A 15,657-nucleotide genomic window follows, 5' to 3' on the forward strand; every position below is an offset into this window, starting at 1 on the left:
TCAGCCGGACAGCACGTCCAGCAGGCGGTCCACGTCCGCTTCCGTGTTGTAGAGGTGGAAGGACGCCCGCAGATTGCCCGCGCGGTCCGAGACCTCGATACCGGCGCGGCTCAACTCCGGCTGGCGGCGGCCGAGTCCGGGGACGGAGACGATCGCCGAGCCGGGGGCGGGCAGCGGCTCGTGGCCGAGCGAGCCGAGCCCGGCGCGGAACCGGTCGGCCAGCGCCAGGTCGTGCGCCTGCACGGCGGCCACGCCCAGCTCCTCGATCAGGGCCAGCGAGCGGCGCACCCCGGAGTAGGTGAACAGGGCGGGGCTGACGTCGAACCTCCGCGCGGAGTGGGCGAGTTCGGCCACCGGGCCGTAGCAGCTGTTCCACGGTTCCTCCGCCGCGACCCAGCCCGCCAGCAGCGGGGTCAGCTCGCCGAAGTCCTCCGGGACGACGAGGAAGGCCGCCCCGTGCGGGCCGACGAGCCACTTGAAGGTCGTCGCCACAGTGAAGTCGTAGGCGGTGGCGTCCATCGGCAGCCAGCCCGCGGCCTGGGAGAAGTCCACGTAGGTGCGCGCGCCGTGGGTGCGGGCCGCCTCGCGCAGGGCGGCCAGGTCGGCGACCCGGCCGTCGGCGGACTGCGCGGCGCTGACCGCGACCAGCGCGGTGTCCGGGCGGACGGACTCGGCGAGCCGCTCCAGCGGGACCGCGCGGACCTTGAGGTCGCCGCGCACGTGGAACGGGTTCAGCACCGAGGTGAAGTCGTCCTCGGCGGTGAGCACTTCGGCGCCCGCGGGCAGCGAGGCGGCGATGAGCCCGGTCTGGGCGGAGACCGACGGACCGGCCGCGACCCGCGCGGCCGGCACCCCGGCCAGCCGGGCGAACGCGGCCCGGGCGGCCTCGACGTCGTCGAACAGCGGATCCAGTGGACGGCCCTCGGCCCGGAGGGCCACCGCCTCGTGCAGCGCGGCGACCGTGCGGGCCGGCAGCAGACCGCTGCTCGCGGTGTTCAGGAAGGTGTTCTTCGGGTGGAACTCGGCACGGACGAGGCTCTCGAAGGTCTCCATGCCCCCACTGTGCGGGTCGTGGAACTCCCCGTCCATTGCGAATTTTTTCGTGGATTCGCTTAGGAGTCCTTATACGTCCGCCCCGACCTGCGGTTTCAGCCCTGCTGCGGCACAGCGCACCCGTCGGGGCCACAGGCCTCGGCGTCCTCCTGACCGACCGGCGTCAGCGGAGCGCGCTCGTCCCAGGCCTGGGTCAGCGCCCGGGTGAAGACCTCGGCGGGCTGGGCGCCGGAGACGCCGTACTTGCGGTCGAGGACGAAGAACGGCACGCCGTTCGCGCCGAGCTGGGCGGCCTCGCGCTCGTCGGCGCGCACCTCGTCGGCGAAGCGGGACGGGTCGGCGAGCACCTCGCGGGCGGCCCCGGCGTCGAGACCGGCCCGCACGGCCAGCTCGACGAGCCGCTCGTCGCCCTCGGTGAAGACGGACCGCTCCTCGGCGAAGTTGGCCCGGTACAGGATCTGGATCAGCTCGTCCTGCCTGCCCTGCTCCTTGGCGAAGTGCAGCAGGCGGTGCATGTCGAAGGTGTTGCCGTGGTCGCGGCCCCGGGTGCGGTAGTCCAGGCCCTCGGCGGCGGCCTGGGCTCCCAGGTTGTCCTCGCCGGCCTCGGCCTGCGCCTCGCTCATGCCGTACTTCCTGGTGAGCATGGTGATCACCGGCTGGACGTCGCCCTTGGCGCGGTCCGGGTCCAGTTCGAAGGAGCGGTGCACCACCTCGACGCCGTCGCGGTGCGGGAAGGCAGCCAGCGCCTTCTCGAAGCGGGCCTTGCCCACGTAGCACCAGGGGCAGGCGATGTCGCTCCAGATCTCGACGCGCATTCTTCGGCTCTCTCCAGGTCGTACCCGTGCGGGGACTCTCCCCGCCAGCGGTACGTGAACGTTCAAACAGCCGCGTTCATTCCCGGGGAACGTACTCGTTCATTCCGAGGGGACGGAGAAGCGCAGGAAGAGATGGTGGTCGCCCTCGGCAGGCGGGTTCCCGGGATCCGGGACCCAGCCCTGGCGGGCGTAGAAGCCCTGGGCGCGCCGGTTGTCCGCGTGCACGTCGAGCACGGCCGTCCGCTTGCCGTCGGCCCGCCACTCCTCCACGCAGGCCGTGTGCAGGGCCGTACCGATGCCGGAGCGCCAGTGGTCGGGGTCGACGTGGAACTGGAAGAGCTTGACCGTGTCGGCCGGTGCGCCGTCCGGGGTGCGGAAGGAGGCGACGGCGACGATCCGGCCCTGCTCGACGGCGCAGAGCACATGGCCGTCGGGGCGCTCGATGGAACCGCGCCAGGCCTCGGCCCAGTCGAAGTCGGCCTGCGGGAGGCCGTCCGGGTAGTAGGTCGAGCGGGCCCGGTGGTGCAGATCGGCGATGGTTCCGGTTTCGGCGGGCAGGGCGGTGCGGATCACCAGCGCGCCGCTGACTCGTTCACTGATCATGCAACGGAGGACGTGACGGCGTCGGTCCCGGTTCCGAGGCGGCTGAACTGGGCGCGGTAGGCGCTCGGCGTGAGGCCGGTGCGGCGGACCAGGTGGGCGCGCAGGGAGTCGGCGGTGCCGAGGCCGCAGGCGGCGGCCACCTGGTCCATGGGCAGTGTGGTGGTCTCCAGGAGTTCCCTGGCCCGCTCGACGCGCTGGTGAAGGAGCCACTGGAGGGGGCTGACCCCGCTCTCGGCGTGGAAGCGGCGGGTGAGGGTGCGCACGGAGACCCCGGCGTGCCGGGCCAGGTCGGTGAGGGTGAGCGGCTTGTCGAGGTTGCGCATCGCCCAGCCGCGGGTGTCGGAGCAGGCGGTGCCGCGCTCGGGCGGCAGCGGGGTGTGGGTGAACTGGGTCTGGCCGCCGGGGCGTACCGGGGCGACCAGGGCGAGGCGGGCGACCTCGTTGGCGACGGCGGCGCCGTAGTCGGTGCGGATGATGTGCAGGCACAGGTCGATGCCGGCGGCGTAGCCGGAGGAGGTGACGTAGGGCCCGTCCTGGACGTACAGGACGTCGCCCTGGAGCCGCACCTCGGGATAGCGATTGCGCAGCTCGTCGGCATGCGCCCAGTACGTCGTGGCCCTGCGCCCGTGGAGCAGGCCCGCCTCGGCGAGTTGGAAGGCGCCGGTGCAGATGGAGGCGATGCGCTTGCCGGACGCGGCGGCCGCACGGACGGCGGCCACGATCCGCGGCTCCGGCTCGAACGGCGCCCCGGTGCCCGCCACGACCACGGTGTCGGCCTCGCGCAGGGCGCCGAGCCCGTGACGTACGTACAGGTCGAGGCCGCCGGTGGTGGGGACCGGGCCGGGGTCGGCGGTGCAGACGATCACCTCGTAGCCGGGCCGGCCGTCCAGCTCCACCTTGCCGAACAGCATCTCCGGGATCGCGAGGTTGAACATCGACACGGGCGAGGGCGCGATGACGGCGACGCGGTGCGGCATGGCCAGAACCTCCGGGAGCGTGGCATTCAGGCCACTACTGTACGACGGCCGGGGCCCGCAGCATGGGGACATGTCTACGAACCAGATGCCAAGGGTCGGACAACTCGACCCGGTCGTCGGCGACTTGGAGCCCACGAAGCCTTCCGCCGCCCTCACGCTCACCGCCGCCCTGCTCGGCTTCGCGCTGATCGGCCTCGACGCTTCCGTGGTGAACGTGGCCCTGCCCGCGATCGGCACCTCCCTGGGCGGCGGGATGTCCGGGCTGCAGTGGGTCGTGGACGCCTACACGCTGGCCTTCGCGGCGCTGATGCTGTCCACCGGGGCCTTCTCCGACCGGGCCGGGGCGAGCCGGGCGTTCGCGCTCGGCACCACCGTGTTCACGCTGGCCTCGGCCGCCTGCGGGCTGGCGCCGAGCCTGCCGTTCCTGATCGGCGCCCGGGTGGTCCAGGGCGTCGCGGCGGCCGTGGTGCTCCCGGCTTCGCTGGCCCTGGTGCGGCAGGCGTACCGGGAACCGGCGCGGCGGGCCCGCGCGGTGGCCGCCTGGGCGGCGGGCGGTTCGCTGGCGGTGGCGCTCGGACCGGTGGCGGGCGGTGCGCTGACCACGGCCTGGGACTGGCGCGGCATCTTCTTCGTCAACCTGCCCCTGGGCGCGGTCATCCTGGCGCTGCTCGTGCGCGCCCCGCGCTCGCGGCCGCACCCGGCCCCGCTGGACCTGCCCGGCCAGCTGACGGCGGTGGTGGCCCTGGTGGCCCTGACCTTCTCGGTGATCGAGGGCGGCCCCGCGGGCTGGGCGGCGCTGGCGGTGGCCGTCGTCGCGGGTGCCGCGTTCCTGCGCGTCGAGGCCCGGCAACCGCACCCGGTGGTGCCGCTCGGCCTCTTCCGCGACCGGACCGTGGCCACGGCGGTGGCGGCGGGGTCCGCGGTCAGCGTGGCCTTCTACAGCATGGTGTTCGTCTTCTCGCTCTTCTTCCAGCAGGTCCAGCACCACTCCGCGCTGTCCGCCGGGCTGATGTTCCTGCCGATGACGGGCCTGATCGCGGTGACCAACGTGGTGGCGGGCAAGCTCACGGGCCGTTACGGCCCCCGGCTGCCGATGCTCGTGGGCCAGCCACTGGCCGTCGCCGGGCTGCTCCTCCTGCTGTCCGTCGACGCCGGCACGCCCCCGGCCCTGGTGTCGGTGCTGCTGGTGCCGCTGGCGCTGGGCTGCGCGCTGACGGTGCCGCCGCTGACCGCCGCGATGATGGACGCCGTACCCGCCGAGCGGGCCGGTCTGGCGGCCGGGGTGCTCAACTCGGCCCGGCAGGTGGCGGGCGGCCTGGGCATCGCGGTGTTCGGGGCGCTGCTCGGCCATGGCTTCGAGGCCGGCCTGCGCTGGAGCCTGGCCGTCAGCGCGGCCCTGCTCACGGTGACGTTCGCCCTCAGCTTCCGTCTCGCAGGTCGCTCGGCCAGGACGTCCTGAACTCCAGGTTGTCGTACGTCACCACGCACCCCTCCCCCAGCGGCGACTGGGTCATGAAGCCGACCAGCGCGTCACCGGTCTCCTTCTCGTCGCCCAGGGTGAACAGCCGCACGAAGGTCCACCGCTCCCCGTCCCGGGAGGCGTGGAAGGCGAGGGCCCGCCCCGTCCGACTGACCCGCAGCCACACAGAACTCCCCTCCACTGCGAAGGAGTTGGCGTCGTCGGAGTGTCCCCGGGTGACCACCGTGCAGACGGTGGGCACGTCCGGGGAGTACTCCAGACAGAGCTTGGCCCAGGCCCGTTCGCCGACGTGGACGTAGAGCACGCCGGCGTCGAAGGACGCGTTGAACCCGACGGTGACCCGCGCGATCAACTGGAAGTCCCCTTCCGGCGACCCGAGCAGCCGGGGCGCGTCGGAGGCGGGGTCCAGGGCTTCCCCGGTGGGCGTGACGAACCGGTCCTGCCGGGGGCCGGCCCATCCGGTGAGCACGCCGTCCTCGTACGTCCAGTGCCCGTCGGGTCCGTACGTACGCAGGGGGAAGGGGAGTTCGGGGAGTTCCACGTCCATGGTCCGATTCTCTCAGGAGGGGTCCGCGCCCGCGCTAGCGCTCCAGAACGCCGTTGAAGCGCCGCGGAAGCCCCAGCGGGTTCTCGTCCCTCAACTCGACCGGCAGCAGGGCGGCGGGCGCGTTCTGGTAGGCGACGGGCCGCATCCACCGCTCGATGGCCGTGCCGCCCACGGACGTGGACGTGGAGGTCGTCGCCGGGTACGGCCCCCCGTGGTGCTGAGCCGGCGCCACCGCGACCCCCGTGGGCCACGCGTTCACCACCACGCGCCCGGCCAGCGGGGTCAGTTCGGCGAGAAGCTCCGCGCCGCGCCCCTCCCCGGCCGCCTCCCCGGCGGACAGCTGGACGGTCGCCGTCAGGTTGCCCGGCAGCCGCGAGAGCACCGCCGCCGCCTCGTCCTCGTCCTCGTAGCGGGCCACCACGGTGACCGGCCCGAAGCACTCCTCCAGGAGCCGGTCGTACGCCCCTTCCGCGGCCAGCCTGCCCGCCGGCACCGTGAGGAAGCCGGCGCTGACCGTGTGCTCGCCGCCCGCGCCCGGGGTGACCGGGGCGTCCACGTCCGGGAGCTCGGCGCGCTCGGCGACACCGGCGACGAAGTTGTCCCGCATGCGGTGGTCGAGGAGGACCCCGGCGCCGGTGTCGCCGACGGCGTCGGTGAGCGCCTTGACCAGTCCGTCGCCGGCCGCACCGGACGGCACCAGCACCAGACCGGGCTTCACGCAGAACTGCCCGACCCCCAGCGTCATCGATCCGGCCAGGCCGGAGCCGATCGCCTCCGCCCGCTCGGCGGCGGCCGCCTCGGTCACCAGGACCGGGTTCAGCGAGCCGAGTTCGCCGTGGAAAGGGATCGGCACGGGCCGGGCGGCGGCCGCGTCGAAGAGGGCCCGCCCGCCCCGGACGGAACCGGTGAAGCCCGCGGCGGCGACCAGCGGGTGCTTGATCAGCTCGATGCCCGCCTCGAAGCCGTGCACGAGACCGACGACGTCCTCGGGGATGCCGTGCCCGGCGGCGGCCCGGCGCAGCACCTTGGCGACCAGCTCGGACAGGGCCGGGTGGTCGGGGTGGGCCTTGACGACGACCGGGCAGCCCGCGGCCAGCGCGCTCGCGGTGTCGCCGCCGGCGACGGAGAAGGCGAAGGGGAAGTTGGAGGCGGAGTAGACGGCGACGACGCCGAGCGGCACCTTGTAGCGGCGCAGGTCCGGGATGGGCGGGGTCGCCGTGTCGTCGGGGTGGTTGATGATGACGTCGAGGAAGGCGCCTTCGTCGACGATGTCGGCGAAGGCCCGCAACTGGAAGCCGGTGCGGGCGAGTTCCCCGGTCAGCCGGGCCGGGCCGAGGGCCGTCTCGGCGTCGGCGGTCTCGACCAGAGCGTCCCTGGCGGCGTCCAGGCCCGCGGCGGCCGAGCGCAGGAAGGCGGAGCGCACCGCACGGTCGGCGAGGGCGCCGCGCACGGCGTGGGCCGCCCGGACCGCCGCGTCCACCTCCTGGGCTGTGGCCTCCACCGCAACCTGTTCACGCTGCTTCCCGGTGCGCGGGTCGACACTCCAGACTGGTGCTGCTGCCACCGCGGGTCCCTCCCAGTAAGGCCGCAAAAGTAGGTCACCCATCAGTCGCGTTCGATATACTGAACACTGTCTCTGATGATGAATGTGCTGCTCGGAGACTACATATCTCGGGTCCTGAATATCCAGGCCCTCGTCGGACGAAGGGGTCAAGGGCGATGACGGCAGGCGACACAGGCGGCGGGGCGCAGGTCAAGTCCGCGGTACGGACCGTTGAGCTGCTCGAGTACTTCGCCGGCCGGCCCGGCATGCACTCCCTCGCGGCCGTGCAGGAATCCGTGGGGTACCCCAAGTCCAGCCTGTACATGCTGCTGCGCACGCTCGTGGAGCTGGGCTGGGTGGAGACGGACGCGACGGGCACGCGGTACGGCATCGGGGTGCGGGCGCTGCTGGTGGGCACGTCGTACATCGACGGCGACGAGGTGGTGGCCGCCGCCCGGCCGACCCTGGACCGGCTCTCCGACGACACCACGGAGACCATCCACCTGGCCCGGCTCGACGGCACCAACGTCGTCTACCTCGCCACCCGGCAGTCCCAGCACTACCTGCGGCCCTTCACCCGGGTCGGGCGCCGGCTGCCCGCCCACTCCACCTCCCTCGGCAAGGCGATCCTCGCCACCTACACCGACGAACAGGTGCGCAAGCTGCTGCCGGAGACGCTGCCCGCGCTCACCGAGAACACCCTCACCGACCGGGAGAAGCTCATCGAGGAGCTGCACCAGGTGCGGGAGCAGGGCTTCGCCGTCGACCGCGAGGAGAACACGCTCGGCCTGCGCTGCTTCGGCGTGGCGATCCCGTACCGCACGCCGGCCCGGGACGCGATCAGCTGCTCGGTGCCGGTGGCCCGGCTCACCCCCGCCCACGAGCAGATGATCAAGGACGCGCTGTTCGACGCGCGGGACCGGCTGACGCTGGCGACCCGCAGGCTCTGAACGCGCGGTCGTCGCCCCGGGGCCCGTGCCGTCGTAGGCTCGGACCCCATGGAGATCGCGCTGCGTGCCGTCCAGGACAGTGACCTGCCGGTGTTCTTCCGGCAGATGACCGACCCCGACGCCGTCCGGATGGCCGCTTTCGGCCCGGAGAACCCCTACGACCCAGAGGCCTTCGCGGCCTACTGGCGACGGGTGCGCGACTCCGCCCACGTGCTGCGCACGGTCCTGGCCGACGGCGAGGTGGCCGGCAACGCGGCGGTCTACGGGATGGCCGGCGAGCGCGAGGTCACGTACTGGATCGACCGGGACCACTGGGGCCGGGGCGTGGCGACGGCCGCGCTGCGGGCCCTGCTCGACGAGGTGCCCGAACGGCCGCTGTACGCGCGGGCGGCGGCCGACAACACCGCCTCGCTCCGGGTGCTGGCCAAGTGCGGGTTCCGCGAGACGGCGCGGGCCCAGGGGTACGCGAACGGGCGCGGGAAGGAGATCGAGGAGGTCGTGCTCGTCCTGCAGGGCTGAGCGCCTCCCCCGCGCGGCGGAGACGGATCGTCGGGGCGCAGGAGGTGAACGCCCCTGGTCGCGCGGGAGCGTTGAGGCATGACGATCTCCACGGCCACCGCCCCCGCCCGCGTCACCGCCGGGCGCCGATCGCTGCGCCTCATCACCATCGCCGCCTGTCTGCCGTACCTTTCCCTCAAGCTCGCCTGGATCGCCGGGAGCCACCTCGGCATCCCGCACGGCAGCCCGCTGCTGGAGCACCGGACGGCGCTGGCGCTCGCCAACGGTCTCACCGTGCTGATGGACGCGGCCGTCGTCGTGCTGGCGCTGCTGCTCACCCGGCCGTGGGGCCGGCGGGTGCCGGCCGCGCTGCTCGCGGTGCCGATGTGGCTGGCCGTGGGACTCCTCGCCCCGATCATGGTGGGCTTCCCGCTGCAACTCGTCGTCCGGGGCAGCGGCGGCGGGGACGGCGCGGGCGACGAGCCCTTCCTCGCCGGCTGGGTCTTCACGCTGGTCTACGGCGGGTTCATCGTGCAAGGGCTGGCGCTGGGCGCGCTGTTCACCGGGTACGCCCGCGAGCGCTGGGGGCACCTGTGGCGGGGGCGGGTGCGGGACCTGCCGGCCGGGACCGCGACGGGGGCGCGGCGGGCGGCGGCCGGCGCGGCGGCGCTGCTCGCGCTGTTCCCGGGCGCGGTGCGGCTGGTGCGGGCCCTGGGTGCGGCGAGCGCGGACGGCAGCGGCGACCGGTCCCTGCAGTGCGTCCACCTCCTGTTCCTCGCCGCGGCCGTCACCGGCGCCTGGCAGCTCGCCTTCCGCCGGGGCCGTGCGCTGCCGGTCGCCGTGCCGCTCGCGCTGGCCTGGACCGGCTCGGGGGCGGCGGCGTGCTGGGGCGGCTGGATGCTGCTGGGAGGGCTGGTGACGGGCAACCGGCCGACGGCGCTGACCGGGCTCACCTACGCTGGGCAGATGATCGTCGGCCTGCTCGTGGTGAGCGTCGTCGCCCGCCTCCTGTCGTCCCGGAGCGCCGAGGCGCCGCGGTGAGGGGACGGTTGCGCCCGCTGTTCGGCGGGCGGGCACGGCGCCGCTGGATCCACCTGATCCTGGGCGGCGCCCTCGCCATGCCCTACGTCCTCGTCGGCTCGGTGATCGTCGGGCCGGTCGTGGGTGTGGACGACGTCTTCACGTCACTCCCGCTCCAACTCGGCTCGTTCGCCCTCGGGTTGCCGATCGCCGCGGTCACCTCGCTGTTCCCGCTGACCCGGCCGCTGGAGGCCGCGACCGTGCGGGCCCTGTGCGGCGTCGCCCCGGACTCCCTCGCCCACGGCCCGGCCCGGACGCGGGCCGAACGGGTGCGTACGGCCGCCTGGTTCACGCTGCACCTCGGCTTCGGCGGGATCATCGCCGGGATGTCGCTGGCCGTGCCGCCGTTCGCGGTGACGCTGATCGTCCTGCCCCTGTTCGCCGGGCTGCGGCACTCCGCGGTCACCCCGCCCGAAGTGTCCGGCCACGCCTGGGCGCTGGCCCTCTCCCCGGTCGCGGGCGCGCTCATGCTGCTCGCGCTCGCCGCCTGCGCCGCGGGGTGCGGCGCCCTGCTGGCCCGCTGGGCGCCCGCGCTGCTCGGGCCCACGCCCGAGGACCGGCTGGCCGCCGCCGAGGCCCGCGCCGCCGACCTCGCCGTACGCAACCGGCTCGCCCGCGAGCTGCACGACTCCGTCGGCCACGCCCTGAGCGCCGTCACCCTCCAGGCGAGCGCGGCCCGCCGGCTGCTCGGCACCGACCCGGAGTTCGTCCGCGAGGCGCTCACCGCCATCGAGGAGACCACCCGGCGCACGGTCGGTGAACTCGACGCCGTGCTCGGCGTGTTGCGGGACGGGGACGCACCGGGCACCGCCCCCGCGCCCACCCTCGCGAGCGACCTGGACGGGCTGCTGCGCCGGACCCGGGCCGCCGGGCAGCCGGTGACGGCCACCGTCGGCACCGACCCCGCCGCCCTGCCGCCGTTGGTCTCCCGGGAGGCGTACCGGATCGTCCAGGAGGGCCTGAGCAACGCCCTGAAACACTCCGGCGCGCCGGTCTCCGTCCGTCTCGCCACCGGCGCCGGCCACCTGGAGATCACCGTCGAGAACCCGCTGGGCACCGTCCCGGCTCCGCGCCCCGGCGGCGGGCACGGCCTGCGGGGCGTCGCCGACCGGGTGCGGCTGCTGGGCGGCACCGCGGAGGCGGGGCCGTCGGGGACCACCTGGCGGCTGTCCGTACGGCTGCCCCTGACCACGCCCACGACAGCGGGCGGTCCACACGCCCGGCCGCTCCCGGAAGGACCCGCATGACCCAGTCCGCCATCCGGATCGTGCTCGCCGACGACGAGCGCATGGTCCGCACCGCCCTGCGCGCCATCCTCACCGCCGAGCCCGGCCTGGAGGTGGTGGGCGAGGCGACCACCGGCACCGAGGCCGTGTCGGTGGTCCGGGAACTGCGGCCCGACGTCGTGCTGATGGACGTCCGGATGCCGCAGGTCGACGGCATCCGGGCCACCGAGAGAATCGTCGGCACCATGGAGCGGCCGCCGCGGATCGTCATCGTGACCACCTTCGAGAACGACTCCTACGTGTACGACGCGCTGCGCGCGGGTGCCGCCGGTTTCCTGCTGAAGCGGGCCGACGCCGACGCCCTGGTGCAGGCGGTACGGCTGGTCGCGCGCACCGACAGCCTGCTGTTCCCGTCGGCCGTACGGGCCCTCGCGGCCGCACACGGGCGCGCCGCCGCACCGACCGCGCCGTGGGTGAGCAAACTCACCGGACGCGAGCGCGACGTCCTGCGGCACATGGCCGGCGGACTGACCAACGCCGAGATCGCCAGGCGGCTGGACGTGGGACCCGCGACCGTGAAGTCGCACGTGGCGGCCGTCCTCGCGAAGACCGGCGCCCGGGACCGCACCCAGGCGGTGATCGCCGCGTACGAGGCCGGTTTCCTGAGGACGGGATGAGAAATCCGGGCCTTCGGGAACGATCGCCCCCTTCTCGATCGTCTACGAAGCGGGATGAACAAGACGATCAGGCGGGCGTCCGTCTTCGCGCTGCTGCTCGTGCTCGCTCTGCTGGTCAGGGCGACCTGGGTGCAGTTCTACGACGGCAAGGCCCTCGCGGACGACAACGACAACCGGCGGAACGCGATCCAGACGTACTCGCAGCCGCTGGGGAACATCATCGTGGCCGGGAACGCGATCACCGGCTCGACCCGGACGACGGGCGACCTCGCGTACAAACGGACGTACACCGACGGCAGGCTGTACGCGCCGGTGACGGGCTACGCCTCGCAGGCCTACGCGCCCACGCAGCTGGAGGGCATCTACAAGGACCTGCTCAACGGCACGGACAGCCGGCTGAAGACCGTGATGGACACGCTCACCGGCAAGCGCGCCGACCCGGGCAACGTGCTCACCACGATCGACCCGGACGTGCAGAAGGCGGCCTACCGCGCGCTCGGCGGCAAGAAGGGCGGGGCCGTCGCGATCGACCCGAAGACCGGCAAGATCCTCGCGGTCGTGTCCACGCCGTCGTACGACCCCTCCGCGCTGACGGACGCCAACACGGCCGGCACCGCCTGGGCGCGGCTCAACGGGGACGCGGACAAGCCGCTCACCAACCGCGCGCTGCGCCAGCCGCTGCCGCCCGGCTCGACGTTCAAGCTGGTCGTGGCGGCGGCCGCGCTGGAGGACGGGCTGTACAAGAACGTGGACGAACCGACCGACAGCCCCGACCCGTACGTCCTGCCGGGCACCGTGCGTCCGCTGACGAACGAGAACAAGTCGGCGCCGTGCAGGAACGCCCCGATCCGCCGGGCCCTGCAGTACTCCTGCAACAACGTCTTCGGCCACATGGCCGTCCAGCTCGGCCAGGACAAGGTGAAGGCCATGGCCGAGAAGTTCGGGTTCAACGACGACTCGCAGGACGTGCCGGTGCGCGCCTACCCGAGCGTGTACCCCTCCGGCATGGACAAGGCGCAGACCGGCCTGTCCGGCATCGGCCAGTTCGACGTCACCGCGACCCCGCTGCAGATGGCCATGGTGTCCGCGGCCATAGCCAACGGCGGCAAGCTGGTTTCGCCGCATATGGTGTCGCAGATCACCGACAGTGGCGGTGACGTGTTGCAGAACTACGACGACAGCACGGACGACAAGGAGATCGTCAGCTCCTCCACCGCCGAGCAGCTCCAGTCGGCCATGGAGACGGTGGTCAAGGAGGGCACGGGCACGAACGCCCTGATCGACGGCGCCACCGTGGGCGGCAAGACCGGCACCGCCCAGCACGGCGAGAACAACAGCAAGACGCCGTACGCCTGGTTCACGTCCTTCGCCAAGTCCGACAGCAACGGCAAGGAAGTGGCGGTCGCCGTGATGGTGGAGCAGTCGGACGCGGCGCGGTCCGAGGTCAGCGGCAACGGGCTGGCGGCGCCGGTGGCCAGGGCGATGATGCAGGCGGCACTCAAGTGACGTCGGGGGGCGGTTCCGGGAACCGCCCCCTCACCCCTACTTCACCCCGAGAACCTGCTCGACCGGATCGATCGCGAAGTACACGAGGAACAGCACCGACACGGCCCACAGCAGCCAGTTGACCTCCCGCGCTCTGCCCAGCACCGTCTTGATGAGCACGTAGGAGACGAAGCCCGCGCCGATGCCGTCGGTGATGGAGTAGGTGAACGGCATCGCCGCGATGGTGAGGAACGCCGGGATGGCGATCTCGTACCGGTCCCAGTCGATGTGCTTGACGTGGGTCATCATCAGGAAGCCCACCGCGATCAGCGCGGGCGCCGCCGCCTGGAGCGGGACGATGGTGAGCAGCGGGGTGAGGAAGAGGGCGAGTCCGAACAGACCGCCGGTGACGAGGTTGGCGAGGCCGGTGCGGGCACCCTCGCCGACGCCGGCCGCGGACTCGATGTAGGCGGTGTTGGAGGAGGCGGAGCCCAGACCGCCGGCGACGGCCGCGGCGCCGTCGATGAACAGCACGCGGCCGATGCCCGGCACCTGCCCCCTCTCGTCGAGCAGTCCGGCCTCCGCGCTGATGCCGACGATCGTGCCCATGGCGTCGAAGAAGTCCGACAGGATCAGGGTGAAGACCAGCAGGACGGCGGTGAGGGCACCGGCCTTGGCGAAGCCGCCGAACAGGCTGAAGTGACCGATGAGCCCGAAGTCCGGGGCGGCGACGAGCTTGTCGGGCACCTTGGGTGTCGTCAGGCCCCAGCTCTTGATGTCGGCGACCGCGTTGATGACGATCGCGACGATCGTCATCGTGACGATGCTGATGAGGATCGCGCCCTTCACCTTCCGGGCCAGCAGCGCGACGGTCAGCAGCACACCGAGGCAGAAGACGAGCACGGGCCAGCCGGTGAGGCGTCCGACGGCACCCAGTTGTACGGGCACGGTGGTGTGCGCGGCGTCCGGGATCCGGCTGACGAACCCGGCGTCGACGAAGCCGATGAACGCGATGAACAGGCCGATGCCGACACCGATGGCCTGCTTCAGCTGCTGCGGGATCGCGTTCATGATGGCTTCCCGCAGTCCGGTGAGCACCAGCAGGCAGATGACGAGCCCCTCCAGGACCACCAGGCCCATCGCGTCGGCCCAGCTCATCAGGGGCGCCAACTGGAAGGCCACGACGGCGTTCAGGCCGAGGCCGGCGGCGATGGCGAGCGGGAGGTTGCCGCCGACACCCATCACGATCGTCATCACGCACGCCACCAGCGCGGTGGCGGTGACCAGTTGGCCGGTGTCCAGCGTGTGCCCGAACTTGTCCTTGGCGCTGCCCAGGATGATCGGATTCAGGACAAGGATGTACGCCATGGTGAAGAACGTGGCGAAGCCGCCGCGTATCTCCCGGCTGAACGTGGATCCCCGCTCGGAGATCCTGAAGTACCGGTCCACTGACATGGTCCCACTCCTCGCCACGTGATGATCGGCTTGCGGATGCTGGCTGGATTGTTCCCCCGTTCAACCTGTTTCAGGTTTTCCCCGTGTTACGGAATCTGGTTCGGTGGACCATACGTTGTCCGACCCTCCGTACAGTCACGGCCAGAGCCGCACCGAGAGGAGGTCACCCGTGGGCACAGTCGTCGACGACGCCTCCGTGGAGTTCCAGCCCCGTCGACCGGCTACGCGCTGCCCGCCGGCCCCCGCCACGGCACGGTGCTGCCGGTGACGGGGGCCGAGTACGAGCGGCTGCTCAGGACGTACGGCTGGCGCGTCGGCTCGGCTTCCGCCTCAGCTGACGAAGTACGTCGGGTTCGGCAGCTTGTAGGTACGGTCCGCGTGGCCGCCGTCCAGGTCCGAGTACTGGTCGCCGAAGTTGGCGATGATCTCGTACCCGAGGTCGTCCTCGATGTGCTTGCGCGTCCCGGACTTGTACTGCACGGTCGTGCAGTTCCAGGTGCCCGGGGTGGCGCAGTCGCTCAGGTAGGCCGGCGGGTTGGCCTTGTCCTTGAGGAACATGTGGTCGGCGTCGAGGTTCACATCGGCGCCGACCTTCTTCAGGTTCGCGACGGCGGCGGCGCGCTGGGCCTCGGACAGACCGGAGTTGTAGAAGACCTCGACGCCCTTGGACTGGGCGTACCGGACCAGCTCCGGGCTGCCGAAGACGGCGGGGCGGTCGGCGCGGTTCACGTAGTCGTTCCACGTGGTGGGGTTGTACGTGTAGTTGTACCGCTTCTCGTAGTCCAGGCTGAGCAGCAGCGTGTCGTCGATGTCGAACATGACGGCCGGCTTCTCGCCGTGGCGGTGCGCCCTGCGGGCAGCCTTGTCGATGTACCGCTTGGCGTCGGCGTCGATCTGCGCCAGGTCCTTGGCGTACGGGCTGTCCGGGGACGCCTGGTAGACGCCGTTGCTGTCGGCGGTCGTGCCGTAGTAGGTGTCGATGTCCTTCACCAACTGCCCGATGTTGTAGGGCTCGTGGGTGGAGTTCGCCGTCGACTGACCGGCGGTGGCCACGCCCGCGCCGTACAGCGCGACACCGGCGAGAGCACAGGCGGCACCGGCGGCGACGACTCTGTGGGACTTCCGCATGGATTCTCCGGATCTGGTGGATGAGAGTGATGTACCAGGTCGGAGACTGTCTACGCGCATAACACCCGGCGCCGCGAGGCCTGTTATCCGATCGATACACATTTATCCGCGCCGGCGGTCGGTCCATCGTCGCGCCGATC

General features: G+C 72.3%; 15 protein-coding genes. 7 read left to right on the forward strand and 8 right to left on the reverse strand.

The annotated features are described in order from the left end of the window. From AB0D93_RS03425 to AB0D93_RS03440, 4 genes are all read right to left on the reverse strand, one after another. Window positions 1-1,053, reverse strand: coding sequence for an aminotransferase class V-fold PLP-dependent enzyme (locus AB0D93_RS03425; RefSeq protein ID WP_362112183.1), 1,053 nt, complete (start codon window positions 1,051-1,053; stop codon window positions 1-3). Between the two features lie 95 nt (window positions 1,054-1,148). Beyond that, complete coding sequence (locus tag AB0D93_RS03430; protein WP_362112186.1) at window positions 1,149-1,868, reverse strand: DsbA family oxidoreductase; 720 nt, start codon at window positions 1,866-1,868, stop codon at window positions 1,149-1,151. 99 nt (window positions 1,869-1,967) lie between these two features. Then, the gene (locus AB0D93_RS03435) at window positions 1,968-2,471 is read right to left on the reverse strand and encodes a GNAT family N-acetyltransferase (RefSeq protein ID WP_362112189.1); all 504 of its coding nucleotides are present in this window, start codon (window positions 2,469-2,471) and stop codon (window positions 1,968-1,970) included. Continuing rightward, window positions 2,468-3,448, reverse strand: coding sequence for a helix-turn-helix domain-containing protein (locus tag AB0D93_RS03440; RefSeq protein ID WP_362112192.1), 981 nt, complete (start codon window positions 3,446-3,448; stop codon window positions 2,468-2,470). The genes AB0D93_RS03435 and AB0D93_RS03440 overlap by 4 nt, the downstream gene beginning before the upstream one ends. 70 nt (window positions 3,449-3,518) lie before the next feature. Here AB0D93_RS03440 and AB0D93_RS03445 point away from each other — a divergent pair, with 70 nt between their 5' ends. Next, on the forward strand, window positions 3,519-4,907 hold the full coding sequence (locus AB0D93_RS03445; RefSeq protein ID WP_362112195.1) for an MFS transporter: 1,389 nt from the start codon (window positions 3,519-3,521) through the stop codon (window positions 4,905-4,907). Here the strand turns inward: AB0D93_RS03445 and AB0D93_RS03450 are convergent. Both AB0D93_RS03450 and AB0D93_RS03455 read right to left on the reverse strand, forming a co-directional pair. Beyond that, window positions 4,867-5,475: a DUF1349 domain-containing protein gene (locus AB0D93_RS03450; RefSeq protein WP_362112198.1), complete on the reverse strand. Its 609-nt coding sequence runs from the start codon at window positions 5,473-5,475 to the stop codon at window positions 4,867-4,869. The genes AB0D93_RS03445 and AB0D93_RS03450 overlap by 41 nt on opposite strands. Window positions 5,476-5,509: 34 nt before the next feature. Further along, window positions 5,510-7,039: an aldehyde dehydrogenase (NADP(+)) gene (locus tag AB0D93_RS03455; protein WP_362112201.1), complete on the reverse strand. Its 1,530-nt coding sequence runs from the start codon at window positions 7,037-7,039 to the stop codon at window positions 5,510-5,512. Between the two features lie 155 nt (window positions 7,040-7,194). On the opposite strand from AB0D93_RS03455, the gene AB0D93_RS03460 reads away from it, so the two are divergent. From AB0D93_RS03460 to AB0D93_RS03485, 6 genes are all read left to right on the forward strand, one after another. Continuing rightward, entirely contained in the window at window positions 7,195-7,968 is a 774-nt protein-coding gene (locus tag AB0D93_RS03460; protein WP_362112204.1) for an IclR family transcriptional regulator, read from the forward strand. Window positions 7,969-8,016: 48 nt separating this feature from the next. Beyond that, a complete protein-coding gene (locus AB0D93_RS03465; RefSeq protein ID WP_362112207.1) occupies window positions 8,017-8,487 on the forward strand; it encodes a GNAT family N-acetyltransferase in 471 nt (156 codons plus the stop codon). Between the two features lie 78 nt (window positions 8,488-8,565). Beyond that, a complete protein-coding gene (locus AB0D93_RS03470; RefSeq protein ID WP_362112210.1) occupies window positions 8,566-9,507 on the forward strand; it encodes a hypothetical protein in 942 nt (313 codons plus the stop codon). Next, window positions 9,504-10,793: a histidine kinase gene (locus AB0D93_RS03475; protein WP_362112213.1), complete on the forward strand. Its 1,290-nt coding sequence runs from the start codon at window positions 9,504-9,506 to the stop codon at window positions 10,791-10,793. Before AB0D93_RS03470 ends, AB0D93_RS03475 begins: the two co-directional genes overlap by 4 nt. Continuing rightward, the gene (locus tag AB0D93_RS03480) at window positions 10,790-11,449 is read left to right on the forward strand and encodes a response regulator transcription factor (RefSeq protein WP_362112216.1); all 660 of its coding nucleotides are present in this window, start codon (window positions 10,790-10,792) and stop codon (window positions 11,447-11,449) included. Before AB0D93_RS03475 ends, AB0D93_RS03480 begins: the two co-directional genes overlap by 4 nt. Window positions 11,450-11,503: 54 nt before the next feature. Continuing rightward, window positions 11,504-12,955 carry a penicillin-binding transpeptidase domain-containing protein gene (locus tag AB0D93_RS03485; protein WP_362112219.1) on the forward strand — a complete coding sequence of 484 codons (1,452 nt, stop codon included), beginning with the start codon at window positions 11,504-11,506 and terminating at the stop codon, window positions 12,953-12,955. Between the two features lie 36 nt (window positions 12,956-12,991). On the opposite strand, the gene AB0D93_RS03490 is transcribed toward AB0D93_RS03485, so the two are convergent. Beyond that, window positions 12,992-14,389 carry an NCS2 family permease gene (locus AB0D93_RS03490; protein WP_362112222.1) on the reverse strand — a complete coding sequence of 466 codons (1,398 nt, stop codon included), beginning with the start codon at window positions 14,387-14,389 and terminating at the stop codon, window positions 12,992-12,994. 330 nt (window positions 14,390-14,719) lie between these two features. Next, window positions 14,720-15,517: an HAD family acid phosphatase gene (locus AB0D93_RS03495; RefSeq protein WP_362112225.1), complete on the reverse strand. Its 798-nt coding sequence runs from the start codon at window positions 15,515-15,517 to the stop codon at window positions 14,720-14,722. Window positions 15,518-15,657 lie beyond the last annotated feature (140 nt).

Origin of the sequence: Streptomyces sp. NPDC048191, assembly GCF_040652655.1 — a bacterium.
In the GTDB taxonomy this organism is placed as follows: Bacteria; Actinomycetota; Actinomycetes; order Streptomycetales; family Streptomycetaceae; genus Streptomyces.